This window comes from Burkholderia stagnalis (assembly GCF_902830275.1).
GTDB classification, from domain to species: Bacteria; Pseudomonadota; Gammaproteobacteria; order Burkholderiales; family Burkholderiaceae; genus Burkholderia; species Burkholderia stagnalis.
The window spans coordinates 170,613-188,701 of the sequence record NZ_CADESW010000017.1 but is presented as its reverse complement, the minus strand read 5'-3'; the positions used below and the strand labels follow the sequence as shown (position 1 = coordinate 188,701).

Genomic DNA, 18,089 nt, shown 5'->3' with positions numbered 1-18,089 from the left:
CTCTTTGCCTGATGACCATAGCGAGTCGGTCCCACCCCTTCCCATCCCGAACAGGACCGTGAAACGACTCTACGCCGATGATAGTGCGGATTCCCGTGTGAAAGTAGGTAATCGTCAGGCTCCCTAAGCCAAGAACCCCCGCCTAACCGGCGGGGGTTTTTGCATTTACGGCGCGGAAATGCGCGTGGCACTTCGATGCGCGTCGTGCTGTCGAGATTCACTTACTTTTGACGTCGAATCGATGATGTGGCGACGCTCTGCTGAAGGGTTGCTCGTGAGACGTTGAACTCATAGTGCATTTAACGTTGAACTAACACGAAAACGATTTGTTTAAGCTTGAATTTTTGCGAGTAGCGGGTATTTTTTGTGAAAGTGCCCAAGCAACGCTGAATTTACAAGAACCATAAGCTCGAAGAACTTCGTGCGTTGTTTCCACAGACAATTGAGGTCGGAGCTATGGTTGCGACCTGGGACAATGACCGTCGGCCTACCTTGCTTGGCAGGTGTTTGTGCATTGTCTTGGATGGTGAGGTGGCGGATCTAGGTGTCGAGGCTAGTCGACCCCAGCAGATCCGCCAATGAATCCGTCGGGGATGCACCGCACGCGCGACACCAGTCAATATAGCCAAAGACGTCGAGGGACCGGGAGCCGCGCTCAATCTTAGACAAATTCGATTGATCAATGTGTAGGAGTTCGGCCAGTTCTGTCTGAGTCAAACCGGCTTGCTTACGCAAGGTGTAAAGTTGATCACGAAGGCGTGTTGGATTCATTCGGACTGAACTGGTTGATTTGATGGATACGGAGCGTCAGTGACGTGTTCCGATAACACGAAGTTCCCGATGGCGGCCGGCTTCTGGTTACTGATATTCGGAATATTCTCATGCCGGTAGTCCGTAGAATAGCTTCCATAGCAGTTCTTCGACACGGCGCGCCCCCAATTCCGTTAGACCCACGTTAAGAGGTTTTTGTCCTTCGAGCAGCGGGTGAGGCGTTCCGAGAAACAGACGCGCATCCTCCCGGTTTCCCCACACGTGAGAGGCGGTCGCGACGACACGCGCGAGCCGCTCGGTCTTTTCAGATTCGTCGTGTGTGAGCCGAGCACGACGTCGCTTGTAGGTCGCTGCGGGGACGATTTGCGTGAGCAATGCGTGTTGTGCTTCAGCGCCGCTGGTTGCGTACTCAACGCAAGTACGCAGTGCAGACTTGGGGAGCCCTTCTTGGACTCGTGCTTCCAGTTCAGCCAAAGTATGTGGGACAGGGATCAACGCCATTACTTCCGCGATCGCTTCAGGCGATACCAGCTGCATAGTGGCCGCTCCTAGTCAGACTAACGGCTCGAAAGAGGGGCAAGTACAAGCTTGTTCGAACCATCTCGATGGTAGCAACTTTGCATCGTATAGCGTTGCTTCGAACCACGAACCTCGCCGACGTAGTGCCTGACTGTTATCCATGCCAGAACGGCTGACGTAACGAAAAGTTTGGCAAGCTCTCGTGTTCGTTTCGCATGCGAAGCTTGTGATCGGTCTGAGGACGATCCGCGCAATCCAAACGGGCTGGGTTGCGAGCAGGGATCGACAACATATGGGGGTAGGTGCAGATTTTTGACCCACATCGTCTGTCAATGAACTCTACAACGAACCCTACAGGAAATTTCAATAATTCAAATATATCAACGACTTGCGACAATAAAAACCATACTTGGAACCCTACATTCACCATGGCGGTATGACCCGCTTACGGGGGACGGCTGGTGGCTCGGTCGGGGCTCTGCTTTGTCGCAAGGTGGATCCCCAGCGGCGACGCTTGTACATCGCGAGAATATTGGGAAGATCATCACCTATGTCCAGAAAAGACGCACGCGGGCGTTGGGCCCCGACCGTGGTGCCAAATTCAGGACGGTATTGGCGAACGTACCAAAGGAGATACCAGCGTAGAACACAGCGATTGACTGGGCCGTCGATCTCTTCCATGTCGATTAGTGATGCGGTGACGACATGTCGTTGAAGCGTTATGATTGTGTCGGTAGCCCGCGCATCGGCTGCTGATCGCCTGAGCGCTGCGAGCGAGTGCCGGCAGCGGTGACAGGTCCGGATGCCGCGTGCTTTGTCGTTCGATATCCGTCCCAGGGACATTCCCGACCTCGAACATCCACATTGCCCGCAGTGGTCAGAAAGTTCGATTCGATGGATAGGGCAGTACTTCCAATCGAGAAATCGCCATTGGATACGGAAATACGGGATCGGGTCTGTCCGCAAACATTCACGGCAAAATCGATACTTCACACTAGACGACTTGTCGGTTACCAAGAGCCTTGTGAGGAATCGATCCTGTCGAATTGCAGAAAACGTGTCACCAAGGGTACGTAAGCGATGCTCCGGGACGCCGGTTCCTCTCCCGATACGCAGCATGTCCTCGGGACGCAGCGATATATCGGGGTCGTTGGACATCTTTATACCGAAAGCTTGCAGAAGCGTCTCGCACGAAACATGATGCTTCTCTGAAATACGCAATAGCCAAGAGGCTGGAGATTCGTCGTCAATAGGAGGCGGTACTACGAGCAAACTGGGATGATCGTTAATCATCTACCTCTCCGAATATTGTCGGGTGAGATCGTGAGTGGTGGTACAGGTCGTGGCCGCCATTTTAAAAACTAATCGCGCACTGCCTTCATCGGCATGGACCTCATCCTGTCTGGACCGGTGCACAGCTGAGAAGGGGGTATCACGCAAATGGATTCGGTAAGCTCGAGTCGTCACCGTAGACTCGATTGAACGCGAGTTGCAGATGCTTTCTTGTGATCTGACCTTTGCCATCGTCGATCGCAATCATGGAGACCTCGATGATCAGCGCTTTCAGCATACGCATCATTCCGCGTGTAGCTCGGAACATCGTCGTTGCGTGGTCAGTGCACAGGGGCGATAAATTGACTTCCGAGACTGCTGACGAGAATGCAGTGAGTATTCCACGCCATTCTTCATCGTTCTCGAACGCCGGCAGCGCGAGAACAGTTGGGATCCGCGAAGAGAGCTGTGGGTCACCCTTCTCAATGCTTCGCAGCGTCTCTGTCCCAGCGAGCAGAACCGGGCACTTGGTCTTCGTCATCAGTCTTTTCGTCCAGTCAATCATGTCTGCGCGAGCATCAGTCTTTCTTGCAAGAAAGACATGTTGATACTCGTCAATCGCGATCAGTCGTATGCCGTGGTGATTAACTGACTCAACAAGCAGATCGAACGATGCGGTGTTGTTCCTCCGGAGTGATCGGGTCGGGATAGCATAGTTGAGCCCCGCGAGAAGTTCGTCCTGGACTTGACTCACGCTCGGAGATTCCTTCAGCGAAGCACAAAGTACCCCGTTTGGCGGCAGGAACGGCCATTTGCATACGTTTTGCTTTACCGAGTCGATAAGAAGAGTTTTACCGGAACCGGCGGGAGCGATGATGCTCACGCCGGTTATCGTCGAAACAGAGTTTCCTATCTGGATGACTCTAGCAATTGCGTCAAGTGCGCGTTTGAATTTCGTGTGGTGAACCCGGATGCCTTCGATGCGGATTCCAGCTTGTATGGCTTGGTCGCTATAGCTCATAGGATGTCACCGACGAAGGTATCAAACGATGGAATCGGTTTTGTCATCGCGACCTCATCTTCATCGGTGGCGAACTGCTCGAATGCCCGGATCGGAGTCGTCGGGGCAGCGGAGGGAGCGACGAAAACAGAGCTGACTTGCTGAAGCAGCGCTAAATCTCGAGGAGCTCGTCTGATACGTTTCCCCGTTGAAACTGCGGTTGCCCAGTGGTCGAGCAACGCGAGCCGTGCCTTTCTTAGTACCTCTCCGGCATTTGCAAGTGTCAATCGTTGTGCGGCCGCCGCGCGGATGATTCGATGTTGAGTCTCCGACAGACCAGTCGCATATTCCGCGTCCTTAGCAGACACACTCACCCATTCGGCAGTGCGTGGGTGCTGTACGAACACACTCCCAAGTTCGTACGGGTTATAGACGATATTGGCGCGGAAATTTGCTCCAACCTCTTTCCGCATATCGCCTAGCTCATCAGACGCGTAGGTGATCCATTTCCGAGTCAACCCATCATGACGAACGGTCGTGGTCGTGCGAATTCCGGCTAAGACATCAAGATTCCTTGTTGACTCGAGAAATGATGGGGCGGGGCAGTTATCCAGGCCATCGAGGAATAAATCGATTGGACGACTCATTTTCCTGGAGTGAATCTGGAATGGATGTACATCAACCACCCACTGCAGTACGCCGTGACAGAGATCGGAGAATGTGACGCAAGCCGTTATCCGTGGATCGATCGGATCGGGTTGGCGACCTGGCTTCTGGGGGCGACCTTGTGCAGGGAGGTCGCGGGTAAGTTCACCAAGATGACGTTCGACGACGGCCTTGAACCACGGCATGCGGACCGGGCAGTATTCCAGGTCTGAGCACAACTCGTTCACGATGAGCTTGAGGCGATTCGAGTGCACCGACAGGGCGTTGTCAACGACGAGAGTCTCCCATAGGCCCATCGCATGCCATGGATTAGACAGGTTTGCGGTTTTCGTGATCTCATCTTTCGGCTGTATCGCTAGCTTGATACATTGGAGGACGCGTGCGAGCGACTCGCCTTCGAACGATATGTAGAAGCCGAGAATGTAGCCGCTATAGCTGCACACCAGGAAGGTAATCGTTGGCCTCCCGAGTGGAATACCCCAGCGATCGTCAATTACCCAGATGTCGAGCAACGTGTGATCCATCTCGACTCGCTCGAGTGGCCGAGACGCGTAGCGGCCCGGTTTCGAAAATCGCCATTTGTGATTCGCTTCCGCTGTGCCCAGACGAAGTCTGTCACGGTCGTAAGGTGTGGTCTCGTACGCGATTCGGCGAACCGTCGACGAACTCACGACTGCTTTTGCGGCTGGTATTCGGCCGGCTGCAACCTCATCGGCAAGTGCTTCAACGATACGGTCATGTACTTCGACAAGGGTGGCTCCTCGTTTCTTGAAGTAATGCCGTTGCAAGACACCGTCGATAATTGCCCGGACCTGACGAGGGATGCGAGTCTGGCGTTTGCGGTGAGCATTTCCGGAGATGAGGGCGCTTGGGTTGCCGTCGCTTGTGTCGAAGAGTCGCATCCACCGCATGACGGTTGAGGCACTCGGAGGATGCTTGTCTCCCATGGATGCGGCGCACGACGATATGGCGTCCGATATTCTGCGACGTTGCCCTTTCGATATTCCTTGTCGTCGTAGGTATCTCACGTAGTCGTTCGCGCGGACATATGCTTGTTGGTAGCGCTCTGAAATGGAAGCGACAGATATCGCCGTGGGTGCTTCCGGACGCATCCCAGCTCCAGGGGTTGCATCTCGAACGACATGTACTCGGCCGGACGTGATATCAGCTGCGAGCTTTGAGAGCTTCTCGCGACGAATCCTGCCTGACTGTGCATGCTCAAGTTGAACGTACTTGTGATCAAGGATGCGGTGAACTTGCCATTGGGCATCACCACAGCGCACGATGAGACCGCGATCTAGCGTATAGATTGTCACCGGATCACCTCTACGGGGAAGACGAGCTGGTGTTCATCGATGTGCAGAGATTCACCGATGCGCAGTTGCCGGCGGCCGACGAGATGGAGAACAGTAGATTGGGGGACGCGGACTTTGTCTGCCAAATGCCGTATGGTGATGCCGTCCGGCCTTCGTGATGCGATTGCTAGTACTTTCGACGTAACGTTAAATTGCAGATGACTTCTGGCTTGCCGAAGGATAAGGGCCGCGCGGTCGTGGCGTTTGTCAGCTCGAATAAAATCTTCTGTAGCGACCAGGAATCGATGGTTCCTGCCAGCTAGCATCTTGGCGGCCGAAGCGAGGTGCGATTGGGTTTCTGCTTCGGACGCGCGGGCACTTGGTTTCACTTCGACGACGATCGGCCCCTGCTCGTGCATCAGAAGAAAATCAGGTGTGTAGAGGCCTGCGCCTCCAAGGTCCAACGTGAATGGTTGCTCGAAGATTGCAGAGACTTTCAGACTGAGAAGCGCAAGCCGGATGAAGTCACGCTCCAGTAGGCTTTCGTATTCGATAGGAGCGTGACGGAACCATGGGCACGCAACGGTGCCCACTCGCCTAAATGGGGAGCGAGTGACGACCTTTCTGACGCCGGGCATGAATTTTCTCCAAGCAATATCGATCCAGCTCCCGTTGGGGAAGTGCTTGAAGAGGACTTGACACGTCTGAACATGCCGCCGATACTGAACTTGCCCAAGTCGTGTATCGAGAGATGCACGCGACGCCGCCTAGTCCTCCGGGGTTAGGTGGCGTTTTTATTTCTACATGGGAACCTCCGCTTGGGATTCAGGCGTCGATTCCGATGTTCCGACCTTGCTCATTGCATCGTCGTCGCCGACTGAATCGAGGAAGGTGGATAGAACGTTGAAGTCGGCGGACGACAGTCTTGGGAGTGCGTCCGAGAGTTTCGCAAAATACCTGTAGGCGGCCGCGGGCGCGTCCGAGGGAGGGAAGTCGAACTTGCGAGACGCTTGGAATGCCTGCCACAGTGAGGCTTCTTCTTGGGGGTGAAGGTGTAGGGCCTGAACGATTTTTCTGACTAGGCCCTTGTCCTTGGGTAGTTTTGCCCCACGCTCTAGTTGGGAGATGTAGGATTGGCGCAGGCCGAGGCGATTGGCCAGCTCGCCCTGAGCAACGTCATACTCTGCGCGCAACTGCCGCAATGCAACAGAGAACGGACTCATTGCAACCTCGGGTAAATTTCCTTTGAGTAGGGTAGAAAATATTTTTCGAAGTTCAAGAAAAAATATTCAAAGAACCGAATTTGAGTCGACGTTTTGAAATTTAAATCAGTGATTTTAGGTGATTTAAATTTAATTCTTATCCGTTGCGTGGATGTGAGTGGGCGCGCGAGTCAACACCGCGCAACGCGGGCGCCAATTATTTCCGTCTACGCTAGCGGATGTGGTCTGGAATGTGCCTTCAAAGGAGGCGGTGTCTGGACATCGCCCCAATCCTTACGGCGAACTTAAATTCATCGCGGTTGATGGCGTTTGAGCCTGTACCGTATCAGTAGCCGTCGAAGGGGGAGAAATCTGAGGTTCTATAAGCCTCGGGCGGTTGCATCTCGAATTCCATGAGGCCTTGCCCGGCTGTTCCCGCTCTAGTTGTCTATGCGTAGCCCAGTCAGTCAACGCGGAAAGGGGCGAGCCGATCACGTCCACCAACGGGAGGTCGCCGCGGGTCTCCGCGCTCCATTGCTCGAGCGACTGCCTTGCTGATCGTGGAATTGCGCCAGCAGCGCTTGCTGCAGCGACAGATCGCCCGACAGGCAGGCGTATCGGCTCGACCGTCAGCCGTGTGCTGGCACGTGCCGGACTGTCCCGGTTGGGCGATCTGCAACCGAGTGAACCGGTGCAGCGCTGCGAACACGAGGCACCGTGCGACTTGCTGCACATCGACATCAAGAAGCTTGGCCGTATCGCGCGCCCTAGCCATCGTGTCACCGGCAATCGGCGCGATACGGTGGATGGCGTGGGCCTTGGAGGTAGCTTCACAGAAATGCTTTGGGACACGCGGCTTTTTTAATGGCTCGGGAAAATCCTGACCGCAGCTACGAGTAACGGGGCTAGGACACGCGCAGGTGTGCCTGGAACAGAACCAGTAGAAGAGTGGTCAGGCCGAGCACAGCCATTGCCAGCGTCCAGGCGCCGTTGTGGTGAAGCAGCACCGAGACCGTGGCGGCGATGCCGGCCAAACCTTGCTGCAGGAAGCCGCACAACGCCATCGCGTGCGCACCGTGGTTCTTGGCGTCGCTGACTGCGGCGGCCATGCTATTAGGGAACAGCACCGCTTGGCCGAAAATGGTGAGGCAATACAGACACACGAACAGCAATAGACCAGGTTTGGCCTCCAATGCGCCCAGATGCCAACACAGCAGCGTGGCGACGGTGGCTGCGGCCATCAGCAGCGCGCCAGCGCGCATCAGTTTCTTGCCGCCCAGTTTGGCGACGGTGCGATTGACCGTCCACGCGCCACAGAAATAAGCTAAGCCAATCAGCAGTCCGACATTGCCAAAGCTTGATACTGCCAACCCGAAGTGCTCCTGGAACACGAAGGGGCTGGCTTCCTGCAATGTGATGGTTGTGGCAAAGCCCAGCCCCCCGGCGCACGCCGGCAGCGTAAAGCCTAGCCGGCGCAAGATCTGCCAGTAGGGACTTCCGCTCTGGCGCGAGGCTGCCGGCTGGCCGCCCTGCAACGGCACAGTCATGCTCAGCAATGCGGCTAGGGTGCCGGTGACGGCCATCAACACAAAACCGACTTGCCAATGGCTGTACTCGCCGATCAGCCCCCCGATGAACTGGCCGGCACTCAGCGCGGTGATGAAGGCGATGGACAGTACCGATAGCCGGCGTGCCAGCTCGTCACCGCTCCAGTTATCGCGGACAATGATTCGAGCGATGATGGCAGCGCCGCCGGCCGCGCTGCCCTGCAGCGCTCGAAGAACCAGCAGTTCGACTGCGCTGCCTGCGGCGGCCAACAACGCGCTGCACAGGACGAACAACGCCAGCGAAACCAGCAACGGGCCGCGACGCCCCCAGCGGTCGGCGGCCGATCCCCAGAACAACACGGGCAACGCCGCGCCGACAACAAAGCCGGAGATAGACATTTCCACCAGGCTCTGACTCATAGCCAGTTCGCGCATCACTACCGGCAGCGATGGCAAATAGACGGTGGTGGCCATCTGCATCATGAACACGATCAAGCAACACAACACCATCACCCATGAGGGCCGAAGCGCGGCATCGCGCGGGATGTGGGTCGTTTGAATAGAATCCTTATTCATGACCGCCTCGCAGGCGCAGAAGCGCTCGATTTGAACTGAACCCCGAACGTTGGACTCCCACCTGAAGAGACTACGGGAAAATTGAAATGCTTGGGCACCTCTTCGCTTCGGCGAAAAAGTGTCAACCTATTTCCGGACGGGACAAACACATCAAAGAAGCGCCCGAAGGCGCTTTTCCTAACCAACTAACCAGTCACAGGCTTAGAAGCGGTGACGCAGGCCCACCGTTGCCGCGGTCTGGCTGACCTTCGAGCTCGGATATGCATTGACGTCGCCGTTGTAGATGGAAGCGCCCAAACCGGCACCCTTCGTGCCGCGTTGGTACACTGCCTGAGCGTAGACGTCCGTACGCTTCGACAGCGAGTAATCAGCCTGCACGCCGAACTGATTCCAGTGCGTGCTTTGGCCGTTTTGCTTTGCGCTCGTGTACGTATAAGCAGCACCCAGGCCGAGGGCCGGCGTCAGGTTGTACTTCCCGTTGATTTCATAGTTGTCAGCGCGCAGCGTACCGGCTCCGCTCGTTTGATTGTCGAGGCGCGATTGTGTCCACGCTGCGCCGACTTGCGCCGGGCCAAACGCGTACCCTGCTGCAATACCGTAGGTGCGCGTGCGGCCTTGGACTCCGAACGCCGTACCAGTCGTCGAATCAATGCTCGGGTTTACCGCGCCCGTCGTGGACAGACCAGCGTTGTTTGCTTGCGAGTATGCCGCACCCAGCTTCAGGCCTTCGAACTGATACGACAAGCCAGCGCTATATGCACGATTGTTGGCAAAGTTCGTGCTGTTCGAGAACGAGTATGTACCGCCGAATTGCAGGCCGGCGTAGTTCACGCTCGTGTACTTGATGGTGTTATTCAGCGCGACGTCGCCGTTCGTGCTCAGGCGGTCGTTGTTCAGCGGGTGAGCGAAGTAGGTGCCGCCCCACGAGCCCGTTGCCGTCAGCGGCGCCAGGTAGTCTTGCGTCGCGTCATACTGCTTACCCAGCGTGACCGTGCCGTACTGGCTCGACAGGCCGACGAATGCCTGGCGGTTGAACATACCGCCGTTGCCATTCGCGAACTTGCCGTTACCGATGTTGAAACCACTTTCCAACGTGAAGATTGCCTTCAGGCCGCCACCGAGGTCTTCCGAACCACGCAGCCCGAAACGGCTCTGGTCAATGCCTGAACCCAGCGACCAACGCGACTTCCCTTGGCCGGATGCGGTCTGGACGTTGCTTTGGTAGGTGATGCCTGCGTCCAGCACGCCGTACAGCGTGACGCTGCTTTGCGCGTGAGCGGCGGTAGCGAACGATGCTGCAACTGCTGCAACGATCAGAGTCTTGTTCATTCGTGGAGCTCCTTCTAAAAAGAGGCAGGTCTTGCGACCTTGTTGATAAAGCGGGTCTGTAACCGCCAAAGCGGCCTTGTTTGTTGGTCAGCCCCGATAGATCGCTCCCGGGGCCGGGTGAATTAGGAATCGGCCGGACAGGCCGGGCGCCCGCTTTCCAAGCTGCGCACCGCGCTCGCGATCCGTGCGGCGAACTGCTCGACCATGCGTTGTTGCACTTGAACCATGTCGGCGTAGTTGTCTGGGGCGACCTCGTTGAGCCGCGTGCTGCATGAAATGCGCGTGCCAGGCGTGTCCTGTTGCACACCGACGGCCCAATCCGCTTCGAACCGGGCCATGCGCCCCGGCCACGCATCGAAGCGACGCACTTGCGTGCGGATGCTCATGACGGTCTGGTTCGACGGACGTGGAAGGCCGGTGACGTTGCGCGCGCCCAGTTGCACGACGAGTGACGACGACAGCGCCGCGCGCAGCTCGTCGCCGAGCGGCGCGACCCAGCGTTCGTTGTCCAGGATCACCGCGGTGCCTGTCCCGTTGCGAACGACCATCTGCTGCTGGTCGAGCTGGGCCGGGATGCCGACGGGGAACACGTTGATCGCCAGCGGCGTGGTGCCGCGTGCGGTCGTCGCCGTCGCCGACGTGGCCGGCGAAACGAGCGTGTAGTAATGCACCGGGTTCGACGCGCAGGCGGTCAGCGCGATGACGGCGCCGGTACTCAGGGCAATCGTTCTTGCGCGAATCGGGAGGCTCATGGCTGTCGTGGCTCCTGCGCGGCAGGCGGGGTTGAACTGTCGGCCGGCGCGATCGGTGCATGATCGGCCCCGGTTCCCCGGAGCAGCGATTCGGGCCGGCGGCCCAGCATGTCGGTCAGCGTGCGCAGCGATCGCGCGGTACGCTGGACTTCGGTCAACGTGTTAGTCAGGTTTTCCTGAAGTGGGCCATCCTCTGCGATGCCCTGGCGCAACGTGCCGAACGTTTGGTTCGCCTGGTCGAGCACGCGTGTCGTCGATGGCAGCAGTTGGCCGTTGACCTGCCTGAGCGTTGCGTCCAGAGTCGTCAGGCTCGAATCGACATGCTTGCCGATCGACTCCAGCGGCATCTTGTTGATCTTGTCGACGATGTCGGCGATCTGTTCGGGCAGTTTGTCAAACGTGCTCGTGACGGTAGGCAGGGTCAGCGGCGTGGCATTGGCGTCGAACGGTACCTTCGGCGCGTTTTTCACGAAATCGAACGAAATGTAGAGTTGCTCCGTCAGCAGGTTGCCGGTGCGCGTCTCCGCCCGGAGCCCGTGCTTGACCAGCCCCGCCAGGAACTGGGCCACGCGCGGATTGCCGTTGCCTTCAGTCTTCTGCAGTTTCTCGACGACGGGGCCGAGCCGATAGGGATAGACCTTGACCATGACGATCGACTGGAAGCGCCGTGCGGCGTTGTCGAAGTCGAGTTGGGTCGAGACGACCTTGCCGATGTCGACGCCGGAGAATTCCACTGGCGCCCCGACCGCAAGCCCGCGCAATGGCCGCTCGAACTTCAATCGAATGAGCTGCGAAGGCCCGTCCGGAACGGCCATCGCCGACGCTTCGTTGGCGGTGAGCCTGAACACGGTATCGGGGGGCGCGGCCGGTGCGCTGCTGTCGTCCGGCGTCGCGAACGCGATGCCGCCGCCCACGATCGTCGCGACCGACTGGGTCTTCAGCTTCAGGCCATTCGCGTCGAGCGAAAGGTCCATGCCGCTCGCGTTCCAGAAGCGCGTATCGGTCGTCACCAGGCGATCGTACGGCGCATCGATGAACACCTGCAGGTTCATGTCGCGAGTTTGCATGTTCAGCTTGTACGACGCGACGTGGCCTACCAACAGATGGTGGTAATAGACCGGCGAGCCGATATCAAGCGAGCCGAGATCTGTGGCCAGCAATGTGAAGCTTGTCCCCGGCATGCCGTTGATGACAGTAGGTGGCGTTTCTAGCCCGGTGTAGGCTTTCCGCGATTTGTCCGAGCGGCCCGTGTCCATGCCGATGTATGCGCCGGAAAACAGCGTATCGATGCCCGATACGCCGCTCATGCCGACGCGAGGCCGCACGACCCAGAACCGCGTATCGTCGCGAATGAGGTTACGTGCATTCTTCACGAACGAAACGGTCGCGACCACGTGTGAACTGTCGTCGCTCAGCGAAATGGCGGTCACGGTGCCGATCACGACGTCCTTGTACTTGACCGGTGTCTTGCCGGCTTCGAGGCCTTGCGCAGTGTTGAATGTGATCGTGATTTCCGGTCCGACGGACAACCATGCGTGTATCACCATCGACAGGCCAATCAACGCCGCGACGACCGGCACGAGCCAGACGAGCGAGAGCCGCATCCGGTTGCGTGTCACGGGCGGGTCGTGGGGTTCGAGGCCTTGCGGGCCGGATGCGGGATTCATGCTCTCTCGGCGTCCCAAATGAGGCGTGGGTCAAAACTCATTGCAGACAGCATCGTGAGAATGACGACCATGCCGAAAAACAAAATGCCGGCGCGCGGCTCGATCTCGGAAAGCGGACCGAACCTCACCAGCGCGCAGATGATCGCGACGACCAGCACGTCGAGCATCGACCAGTAGCCAATCAGTTCGACCGCGCGGTACAGCACGGTCCGCTCGCGCATGGCCGACACGCTGTGCCGACCCGTCGTGACGAGCAACATTCCGATAGCGAGGAACTTCGTGCACGGCACGACGACGCTCGCAATGAAGATGACCGACGCGATGCCGTACGAACCCGCATTCCAGAACATCACGACGCCGCTGAGAATCGTCGATTCGCTTTGGCTGCCGAGCAGCGTGGTGCGCATCACCGGCAACAGGTTGGCCGGGATGTAGAAAATCAGACTGGCGATCAGGAGCGCCCAGGCGCGCACCATGCTGTTCGGACGACGAGCGTGCAGCGCGGACTCGCAGCGCGGGCAGTGCTTCGTTTCGGCGGCTTGCGGACCCGCATCCTGCTCGGCGGGTGAAGATGGACGGCAGACAAGGCCGCACGCATGGCACCCGATCATGCCCAGTCGACTGGCGCGCACAGGCAGGCTCACGGGTGTCCTCCGGCGGGCTCCACCGGCACAACCCAGTCCCATAACTGGCGCAGATCGTGGCCGGCGATCACCGGAATCAGCACCATCAGCACCGCCGTGGCCCACAAGCCAGCGCCGGGAATGATCTGCATGATGCTGGACAGCTTGATGATGGCGATGAGGATGCCGAGCAATCCGACCTCGATCATGCTCCATGGGCGCAGCGCGACAAGTAACCGCATCAGCGGGCCGAACGCGGGCGCGCGATGTCCCGCGCGGGCAAAGGCCAGTAACCAGATCAACGTCGCAACCTGTAGAAACGGCGCCACCACGATGGCAAGGGCCGTTGGAATCGCGATCGGCGCGGCGAATCCCTGCGCAAGCGCAAGCGCGGATTGCCACAGCGTGGCTTCGCTATGCCGCCCCTGCACGCTGATTCGCATGATCGGGCAAAGGTTGGCGATGGCGAAGACGACGCCTGAAGCAATGGACAGCGCGAGCCACCGGTCGATATCGAGCCAGCTCGATCGAAACAACACGGCTGAACACCGTTCGCAACGCGCGATCTCGTGAGGCGCCAGTGCGCGGCGTCGGTAGACGCTGTCGCAATGCTCGCAGACGATCAGGGTCGGAAACGTGTCCATGTGTTCGTGTTGCCCGTGCACGTGTATTCGATGAGTTGCGTCGCAGTATGCTTCGACTCGATGGACGTTTTTGTGAGGTTTGATGGAGAAATGATTGAATCGATGTAAAAAATTGCAGGCCGCCTGACAGCCATGCTGGTTCGGCTCTGCAGGCCCACACAATCTGTTACGACAATGGCGAACTGGGGTTGTATGGGAGTGCTATCTTTCGCCACCCGTTCGTCGAAGAGAATGGGCAGCAACGCAAGAAACCTGGACTTGAGATTGAGCACAAGGAAGAGCATTCGCATGTTGAAGAAGATCGCCCCCGCATTCATCATTACCGCGGTCGCGCTGATTTCACTGCCGGCCGCGGCGGACAGTTGGGACAACGCGCTTGGCGGTGCACTCGGCGGTATTGCCGGTGCCACCGTCGGCGATGCACTGGGTGGCCGCACTGGCGCGGTAGTGGGCGGTGCGATTGGCGGCGGTGCCGGTGGCGCGATCGCGGCGGACCGCAACGAGCGCGACGGGGCAATCATTGGCGGTGCACTCGGCGGCGGTGCGGGCACTGCGGCCGGTCATGCGATGAGCGGCCGCAACGGCGGAATCCTCGGTGCGGCGCTCGGCGGTGGCGGAGGCGCGGCGCTGGGTGGCAATCTCGGACGTAACGCACGGGACCGCGACGATGCGCGAGACCGCGACAGTATGCGCAGGATGCGCCGCAACAAGCATCGCTACGACGAGGCTTACTACGATTATTGAGCGGATTGATGGCGTCCGGCGAACGCACATGCGATGAGGCGAGATGAGCGTTTTGCCCGTCGCACGGTGCAGCTTGGCCGACTGCGCGCGAAGATTGCGCAGTCGGCTGCGTCATTCATAACGTCGTGCTTCCGCCAGATTCACGCTTGCACCGCGCCAATTCGGCTGGTTCGTTCAAGGCCGAGCACAAGTGTCAACTGGAACTGTACTGACGTCGGCTTGCGAAGCACGAGCAAGAGCCGGATGAGAGCACTGCCGATTGGCATCATCCTGTGTGCGGAAAGGGCGAGAGCAGATCGAATTTCTTGAGCTCGGCGAGTGCGGTATGCCGAATACGGTTGGTATACTTCCGGCTTCCTTTCCTTGATGTCGTTCCGACATGCCGTGCTCTGATACTTCGACCCAGCATTTGCCAACGGTAAAACGTGCCAGGGGACGTCCGTCCGGCGATACGCATGTGGGATTTGATTCACTTCTGCGATGTGCGCGACAGATGTTTGCCAAACAGGGCTATGCCGCCACAAGTGTGCGGAAGATCGCTGGCCTTGCCGGGGTCGATCCGGCGTTGATGTCACATCATTTTGGGTCGAAAGAAGGGCTCTGGACGGCGGTAGTCGAACAACTGGCCGTACAGCTGGGGCCCGTGATCGAAACGACGAAGCAATTGCGCAATAGCCGCATGTCCCTGATCGAGCGTGTCCGGCAGGCCATGATACTTTTTATCGACAGCCTGTTCGAAACGCCTGACGTCGGAATGTTTTTTGCGACCGCGACGACAGAACATGGCGCGCGATTGGATCTGCTGGTCGACAGGTTGATCGGCCCTTATCGCGACGCAGTCGTCCCGCTTCTCCAGGACGCCATAGAGGCTCGCAAGGTAAAGCCATGCGACCCTGAGCTTATGCATGCGATGATCGTCAATGCAATAAGCAACACGGTCTCTTATGGTCACGTGCTGGCCAAATTCTCGGATCTTACCGAGCATCCCGAGCAGTTCAAGAGCGGCATGCTGAACATCGCCATGGGGTTGCTGCGTTAACGTGGCAGCTACGCCGGATGCATGCGGTCTAATTGGGTCGTCGAGCGGCTTTTCCCGAGGCATCGGTTCACCATGCCGATTGAGATAGACCGACGATACACATGCCATGAGCGTCGAGTTGACGACGGTTCTCGCAGAACGCCGTGGAAAAAAGCAGGGACTACCGAGGAACGTCTTTGCGCGACCACGGACGATATCCACTAAACTCTGCGGACTCTTGCGTTGACGGTCGCGGGGCGGGGCGGATGTCACGTGCGTCCGGCGCGCGGCTCCGCCGAATTCTCGTACCCATGACCACCGATACCCATTCCGCCGATCTGCTCGGCAATCTCCTCAAGAATGTTTCGCGCTCCTTTTACCTGTCGCTGTGCGTGCTGCCTGACGGCATGCGCGAACCGGTCGGGCTCGCATACCTGATTGCGCGTGCGGCCGATACCATCGCGGACACCGCACTTGTCGCGCCGGACCGCCGCGTGGCGCTGCTGACGCAATTGCGCGAGAACGTCGAGCAGCTTGACGACGGTGTCTCACTGTCCCATGCACTCGAGGACGTGACGCGGATGCAGACGGATTCCCACGAACACGTGCTACTCGGCTCGATACCGCCGATGCTTGCGCTGCTGCGCGCGCAGACGGATGCCGACAGCGCAGCGATCCGCAAGGTCGTCGCAACACTCACTTCCGGCATGGAATTCGACCTGCGCACGTTTCCGGACGAACAGTCGGGGCAGGTCGCTTCACTGCCGACGTACGACATGCTCGATCGCTACACCTACCTGGTCGCGGGTTGCGTCGGGGAGTTCTGGACGGATATGACGGGCGCGCACACATGTGCGGCACGCAGCTGGGACTTCCAGGACATGTTCGATAAAGGGATCCAGTTCGGCAAGGCGCTGCAGATGACCAATATTCTGCGCGACTGCGGGAAGGATCTCCCTATTGGCCGTTGCTACCTGCCGGACGACGTGCTGGCTGCGCACGGGCTTGGCGTGCCCGATCTGATGCAGCCGGGCGCGTCGACGCGTGCGCGCGGCGTGCTGATCGACCTGTTGCGCGTAGCGCTCGACCAGTATCGCGATGCGTGTCTGTATACACTCGCGATCCCGCGTCGCTTCGTGCGGTTGCGGCTCGCGTGCCTGTGGCCGATTCTTATCGGCCTCGAGACGCTCGAGCTATTGGCCGGCCACGACGCGTGGCTCGACCCGACGGCGCCGGCCAAGGTACCGAGAAAGCGCGTCTACCGGATCATGGCGTCGTCGCTGTTGACCATCGGTTCGAACGTGGCGATTGAGAAGCGGATTGCACGGCTCATTGCGTCCGTCGATACGTTGGCTCAGATCAAGGCACCGGCTGCCTGCTAACGGCGGCGTCACCGCATGCGGAGCAAATCGAATTACGAACCTGCTTTGTGCCTCAGTTTGATAAGTTCAATCACAGTCGAGACGAGGCCGACCAGAAGCAGAATAGCAAGGACCAGATAGTCCGGCGTTTCCCGGATCACGACCGCGATCGTGTTATCGATTACTGAAGGCGCGGTCAAGACGATCAAACCATAGACGACGAACCACCCGGTCAAGATTCCCAGTGCGATTGCAGCGATCAGTAGCGCGAATATACATGCAACGCAACCACGACCGGCGACACGCATTTATTGGACACCTAGCAGTCGATAGCCCACGCCGCGCATCACGTCCGGCATCCCGGGCGCACCAGCGCATTCGAGTTTCTTGCGCAGCCGACTGATATGGCTATCGACGGTACGCTCCAGTGCATCGCCGTCGGGCAGGCAGGCGCTGACCAGTTCGCTGCGTGTGAACACGCGATTCGGCGAACTTGCCAGATGGGCGAGCAGCCGAAACTCGGTCAACGTCAGCGAGACGCTGGTCCCTCCGGTGCCGGTGCGGATCGTGGTCAGATAGCTTTGTGTGTCGATCTCAAGCTTGCCGACCTTGATGACGCGTCCCGACTTGGCCGTTTCGAAACGGCGCAGGATCGCACGAATGCGCGCGACTACCTCGGCGGGATTGAATGGCTTGGTGATGTAGTCGTCCGCGCCGAAACGCAGTCCTTGCAATCGATCGATCTCGCGGTCCAGCGCCGTGAGGATGACGATAGGCGTGTCGCTGCGGCGTCGCACTTCGAGGAGGACTTCCCAGCCATCCTTCTGCGGCATCCTCACGTCGAGCAGGATCAGGTCGGGCTTCAGCATCGGCAGCACGTCGAGCACGGCCTGCCCGTGACTGACACGATAGGTACGGAAGCGGTCGTAAGCGAGGTAGGCGTCGAGTATTTCCGCGATCTCCGGATCGTCTTCAGCAATGAGTATCAGAGGGTTCATCGGGTTCACTGGAAGTGGGCGTGATCGGGAGGCGGCCGGCGACGCAGCACGTGCGCCGCCGGACTTCGCGATGCTTTCAGTCCTCGCGAACGGATCGCCGACCGC

The 18,089-nt window shown here is 58.6% G+C and carries 18 protein-coding genes, 1 rRNA gene and 1 pseudogene; 5 read left to right on the top strand and 15 right to left on the bottom strand.

What is annotated here, in order from left to right; genetic code table 11:
- The first annotated feature begins 7 nt into the window (after window positions 1-7).
- Window positions 8-120 (top strand): 5S ribosomal RNA (gene rrf / locus HWY45_RS26355).
- A gap of 420 nt (window positions 121-540) precedes the next feature.
- Here the strand turns inward: rrf and HWY45_RS26350 are convergent.
- From HWY45_RS26350 to HWY45_RS26320, 7 genes are all read right to left on the bottom strand, one after another.
- Complete coding sequence (locus HWY45_RS26350; protein ID WP_043206120.1) at window positions 541-771, bottom strand: helix-turn-helix domain-containing protein; 231 nt, start codon at window positions 769-771, stop codon at window positions 541-543.
- 108 nt (window positions 772-879) lie between these two features.
- Window positions 880-1,308: an antitoxin Xre/MbcA/ParS toxin-binding domain-containing protein gene (locus HWY45_RS26345; RefSeq protein ID WP_059891895.1), complete on the bottom strand. Its 429-nt coding sequence runs from the start codon at window positions 1,306-1,308 to the stop codon at window positions 880-882.
- A gap of 405 nt (window positions 1,309-1,713) precedes the next feature.
- Entirely contained in the window at window positions 1,714-2,583 is an 870-nt protein-coding gene (locus HWY45_RS37465) for a TniQ family protein (protein WP_081057937.1), read from the bottom strand.
- A gap of 139 nt (window positions 2,584-2,722) precedes the next feature.
- On the bottom strand, window positions 2,723-3,583 hold the full coding sequence (locus tag HWY45_RS26335) for a TniB family NTP-binding protein (protein ID WP_059488297.1): 861 nt from the start codon (window positions 3,581-3,583) through the stop codon (window positions 2,723-2,725).
- A complete protein-coding gene (locus tag HWY45_RS26330) occupies window positions 3,580-5,130 on the bottom strand; it encodes a transposase (protein ID WP_230942618.1) in 1,551 nt (516 codons plus the stop codon). The genes HWY45_RS26335 and HWY45_RS26330 overlap by 4 nt, the downstream gene beginning before the upstream one ends.
- A gap of 410 nt (window positions 5,131-5,540) precedes the next feature.
- Window positions 5,541-6,161 (bottom strand): TnsA endonuclease N-terminal domain-containing protein, encoded by a 621-nt coding sequence (locus tag HWY45_RS26325; protein ID WP_081057936.1) that lies wholly within the window; start codon window positions 6,159-6,161, stop codon window positions 5,541-5,543.
- Between the two features lie 162 nt (window positions 6,162-6,323).
- Window positions 6,324-6,746: a helix-turn-helix transcriptional regulator gene (locus tag HWY45_RS26320; protein ID WP_059488293.1), complete on the bottom strand. Its 423-nt coding sequence runs from the start codon at window positions 6,744-6,746 to the stop codon at window positions 6,324-6,326.
- Between the two features lie 500 nt (window positions 6,747-7,246).
- Between HWY45_RS26320 and HWY45_RS26315 the strand changes: the two are divergent.
- Window positions 7,247-7,542: pseudogene (locus tag HWY45_RS26315) on the top strand (LacI family DNA-binding transcriptional regulator); the annotation flags it as partial.
- 88 nt (window positions 7,543-7,630) lie between these two features.
- Here the strand turns inward: HWY45_RS26315 and HWY45_RS26310 are convergent.
- The 6 genes from HWY45_RS26310 to HWY45_RS26285 form a co-directional block, all read right to left on the bottom strand.
- Window positions 7,631-8,848, bottom strand: a complete 1,218-nt coding sequence (locus HWY45_RS26310; protein ID WP_225740259.1) for an MFS transporter — start codon at window positions 8,846-8,848, stop codon at window positions 7,631-7,633.
- Between the two features lie 201 nt (window positions 8,849-9,049).
- Window positions 9,050-10,177, bottom strand: a complete 1,128-nt coding sequence (locus HWY45_RS26305) for a porin (protein ID WP_006498910.1) — start codon at window positions 10,175-10,177, stop codon at window positions 9,050-9,052.
- A gap of 122 nt (window positions 10,178-10,299) precedes the next feature.
- Window positions 10,300-10,929, bottom strand: a complete 630-nt coding sequence (locus tag HWY45_RS26300; protein ID WP_059488289.1) for a PqiC family protein — start codon at window positions 10,927-10,929, stop codon at window positions 10,300-10,302.
- On the bottom strand, window positions 10,926-12,596 hold the full coding sequence (locus HWY45_RS26295) for a PqiB family protein (protein WP_059675700.1): 1,671 nt from the start codon (window positions 12,594-12,596) through the stop codon (window positions 10,926-10,928). Before HWY45_RS26295 ends, HWY45_RS26300 begins: the two co-directional genes overlap by 4 nt.
- Window positions 12,593-13,240, bottom strand: coding sequence for a paraquat-inducible protein A (locus tag HWY45_RS26290; protein WP_059488285.1), 648 nt, complete (start codon window positions 13,238-13,240; stop codon window positions 12,593-12,595). The genes HWY45_RS26295 and HWY45_RS26290 overlap by 4 nt, the downstream gene beginning before the upstream one ends.
- A complete protein-coding gene (locus HWY45_RS26285; RefSeq protein WP_034202071.1) occupies window positions 13,237-13,863 on the bottom strand; it encodes a paraquat-inducible protein A in 627 nt (208 codons plus the stop codon). The genes HWY45_RS26290 and HWY45_RS26285 overlap by 4 nt, the downstream gene beginning before the upstream one ends.
- A gap of 288 nt (window positions 13,864-14,151) precedes the next feature.
- Here HWY45_RS26285 and HWY45_RS26280 point away from each other — a divergent pair, with 288 nt between their 5' ends.
- The 3 genes from HWY45_RS26280 (at window position 14,152) to HWY45_RS26270 (ending at window position 17,007) form a co-directional block, all read left to right on the top strand.
- Window positions 14,152-14,607, top strand: a complete 456-nt coding sequence (locus tag HWY45_RS26280) for a hypothetical protein (protein ID WP_059488283.1) — start codon at window positions 14,152-14,154, stop codon at window positions 14,605-14,607.
- Between the two features lie 379 nt (window positions 14,608-14,986).
- Complete coding sequence (locus tag HWY45_RS26275) at window positions 14,987-15,646, top strand: TetR/AcrR family transcriptional regulator (protein WP_046338001.1); 660 nt, start codon at window positions 14,987-14,989, stop codon at window positions 15,644-15,646.
- A gap of 290 nt (window positions 15,647-15,936) precedes the next feature.
- The gene (locus tag HWY45_RS26270) at window positions 15,937-17,007 is read left to right on the top strand and encodes a phytoene/squalene synthase family protein (RefSeq protein WP_059488281.1); all 1,071 of its coding nucleotides are present in this window, start codon (window positions 15,937-15,939) and stop codon (window positions 17,005-17,007) included.
- A gap of 32 nt (window positions 17,008-17,039) precedes the next feature.
- On the opposite strand, the gene HWY45_RS26265 is transcribed toward HWY45_RS26270, so the two are convergent.
- Complete coding sequence (locus HWY45_RS26265) at window positions 17,040-17,294, bottom strand: hypothetical protein (protein ID WP_043206133.1); 255 nt, start codon at window positions 17,292-17,294, stop codon at window positions 17,040-17,042.
- Window positions 17,295-17,984, bottom strand: a complete 690-nt coding sequence (locus HWY45_RS26260) for a response regulator (RefSeq protein ID WP_059488280.1) — start codon at window positions 17,982-17,984, stop codon at window positions 17,295-17,297.
- Between the last annotated feature and the right edge of the window lie 105 nt (window positions 17,985-18,089).

Excerpts from the sequence above, each read along its gene's own strand:
- HWY45_RS26275 (WP_046338001.1), top strand. The coding sequence starts at position 14,987 with ATGCCGTGCTCTGATACTTCGACCCAGCATTTGCCAACGGTAAAACGT.
- HWY45_RS26265 (WP_043206133.1), bottom strand. The coding sequence starts at position 17,294 with ATGCGTGTCGCCGGTCGTGGTTGCGTTGCATGTATATTCGCGCTACTG.
- HWY45_RS26330 (WP_230942618.1), bottom strand. The coding sequence starts at position 5,130 with ATGCGACTCTTCGACACAAGCGACGGCAACCCAAGCGCCCTCATCTCC.
- HWY45_RS26260 (WP_059488280.1), bottom strand. The coding sequence starts at position 17,984 with ATGAACCCTCTGATACTCATTGCTGAAGACGATCCGGAGATCGCGGAA.
- HWY45_RS26320 (WP_059488293.1), bottom strand. The coding sequence starts at position 6,746 with ATGAGTCCGTTCTCTGTTGCATTGCGGCAGTTGCGCGCAGAGTATGAC.
- HWY45_RS26335 (WP_059488297.1), bottom strand. The coding sequence starts at position 3,583 with ATGAGCTATAGCGACCAAGCCATACAAGCTGGAATCCGCATCGAAGGC.
- HWY45_RS26295 (WP_059675700.1), bottom strand. The coding sequence starts at position 12,596 with ATGAATCCCGCATCCGGCCCGCAAGGCCTCGAACCCCACGACCCGCCC.
- HWY45_RS26270 (WP_059488281.1), top strand. The coding sequence starts at position 15,937 with ATGACCACCGATACCCATTCCGCCGATCTGCTCGGCAATCTCCTCAAG.
- HWY45_RS26310 (WP_225740259.1), bottom strand. The coding sequence starts at position 8,848 with ATGAATAAGGATTCTATTCAAACGACCCACATCCCGCGCGATGCCGCG.
- HWY45_RS26350 (WP_043206120.1), bottom strand. The coding sequence starts at position 771 with ATGAATCCAACACGCCTTCGTGATCAACTTTACACCTTGCGTAAGCAA.
- HWY45_RS37465 (WP_081057937.1), bottom strand. The coding sequence starts at position 2,583 with ATGATTAACGATCATCCCAGTTTGCTCGTAGTACCGCCTCCTATTGAC.
- HWY45_RS26325 (WP_081057936.1), bottom strand. The coding sequence starts at position 6,161 with ATGCCCGGCGTCAGAAAGGTCGTCACTCGCTCCCCATTTAGGCGAGTG.
- HWY45_RS26280 (WP_059488283.1), top strand. The coding sequence starts at position 14,152 with ATGTTGAAGAAGATCGCCCCCGCATTCATCATTACCGCGGTCGCGCTG.
- HWY45_RS26345 (WP_059891895.1), bottom strand. The coding sequence starts at position 1,308 with ATGCAGCTGGTATCGCCTGAAGCGATCGCGGAAGTAATGGCGTTGATC.
- HWY45_RS26285 (WP_034202071.1), bottom strand. The coding sequence starts at position 13,863 with ATGGACACGTTTCCGACCCTGATCGTCTGCGAGCATTGCGACAGCGTC.
- HWY45_RS26300 (WP_059488289.1), bottom strand. The coding sequence starts at position 10,929 with ATGAGCCTCCCGATTCGCGCAAGAACGATTGCCCTGAGTACCGGCGCC.
- HWY45_RS26305 (WP_006498910.1), bottom strand. The coding sequence starts at position 10,177 with ATGAACAAGACTCTGATCGTTGCAGCAGTTGCAGCATCGTTCGCTACC.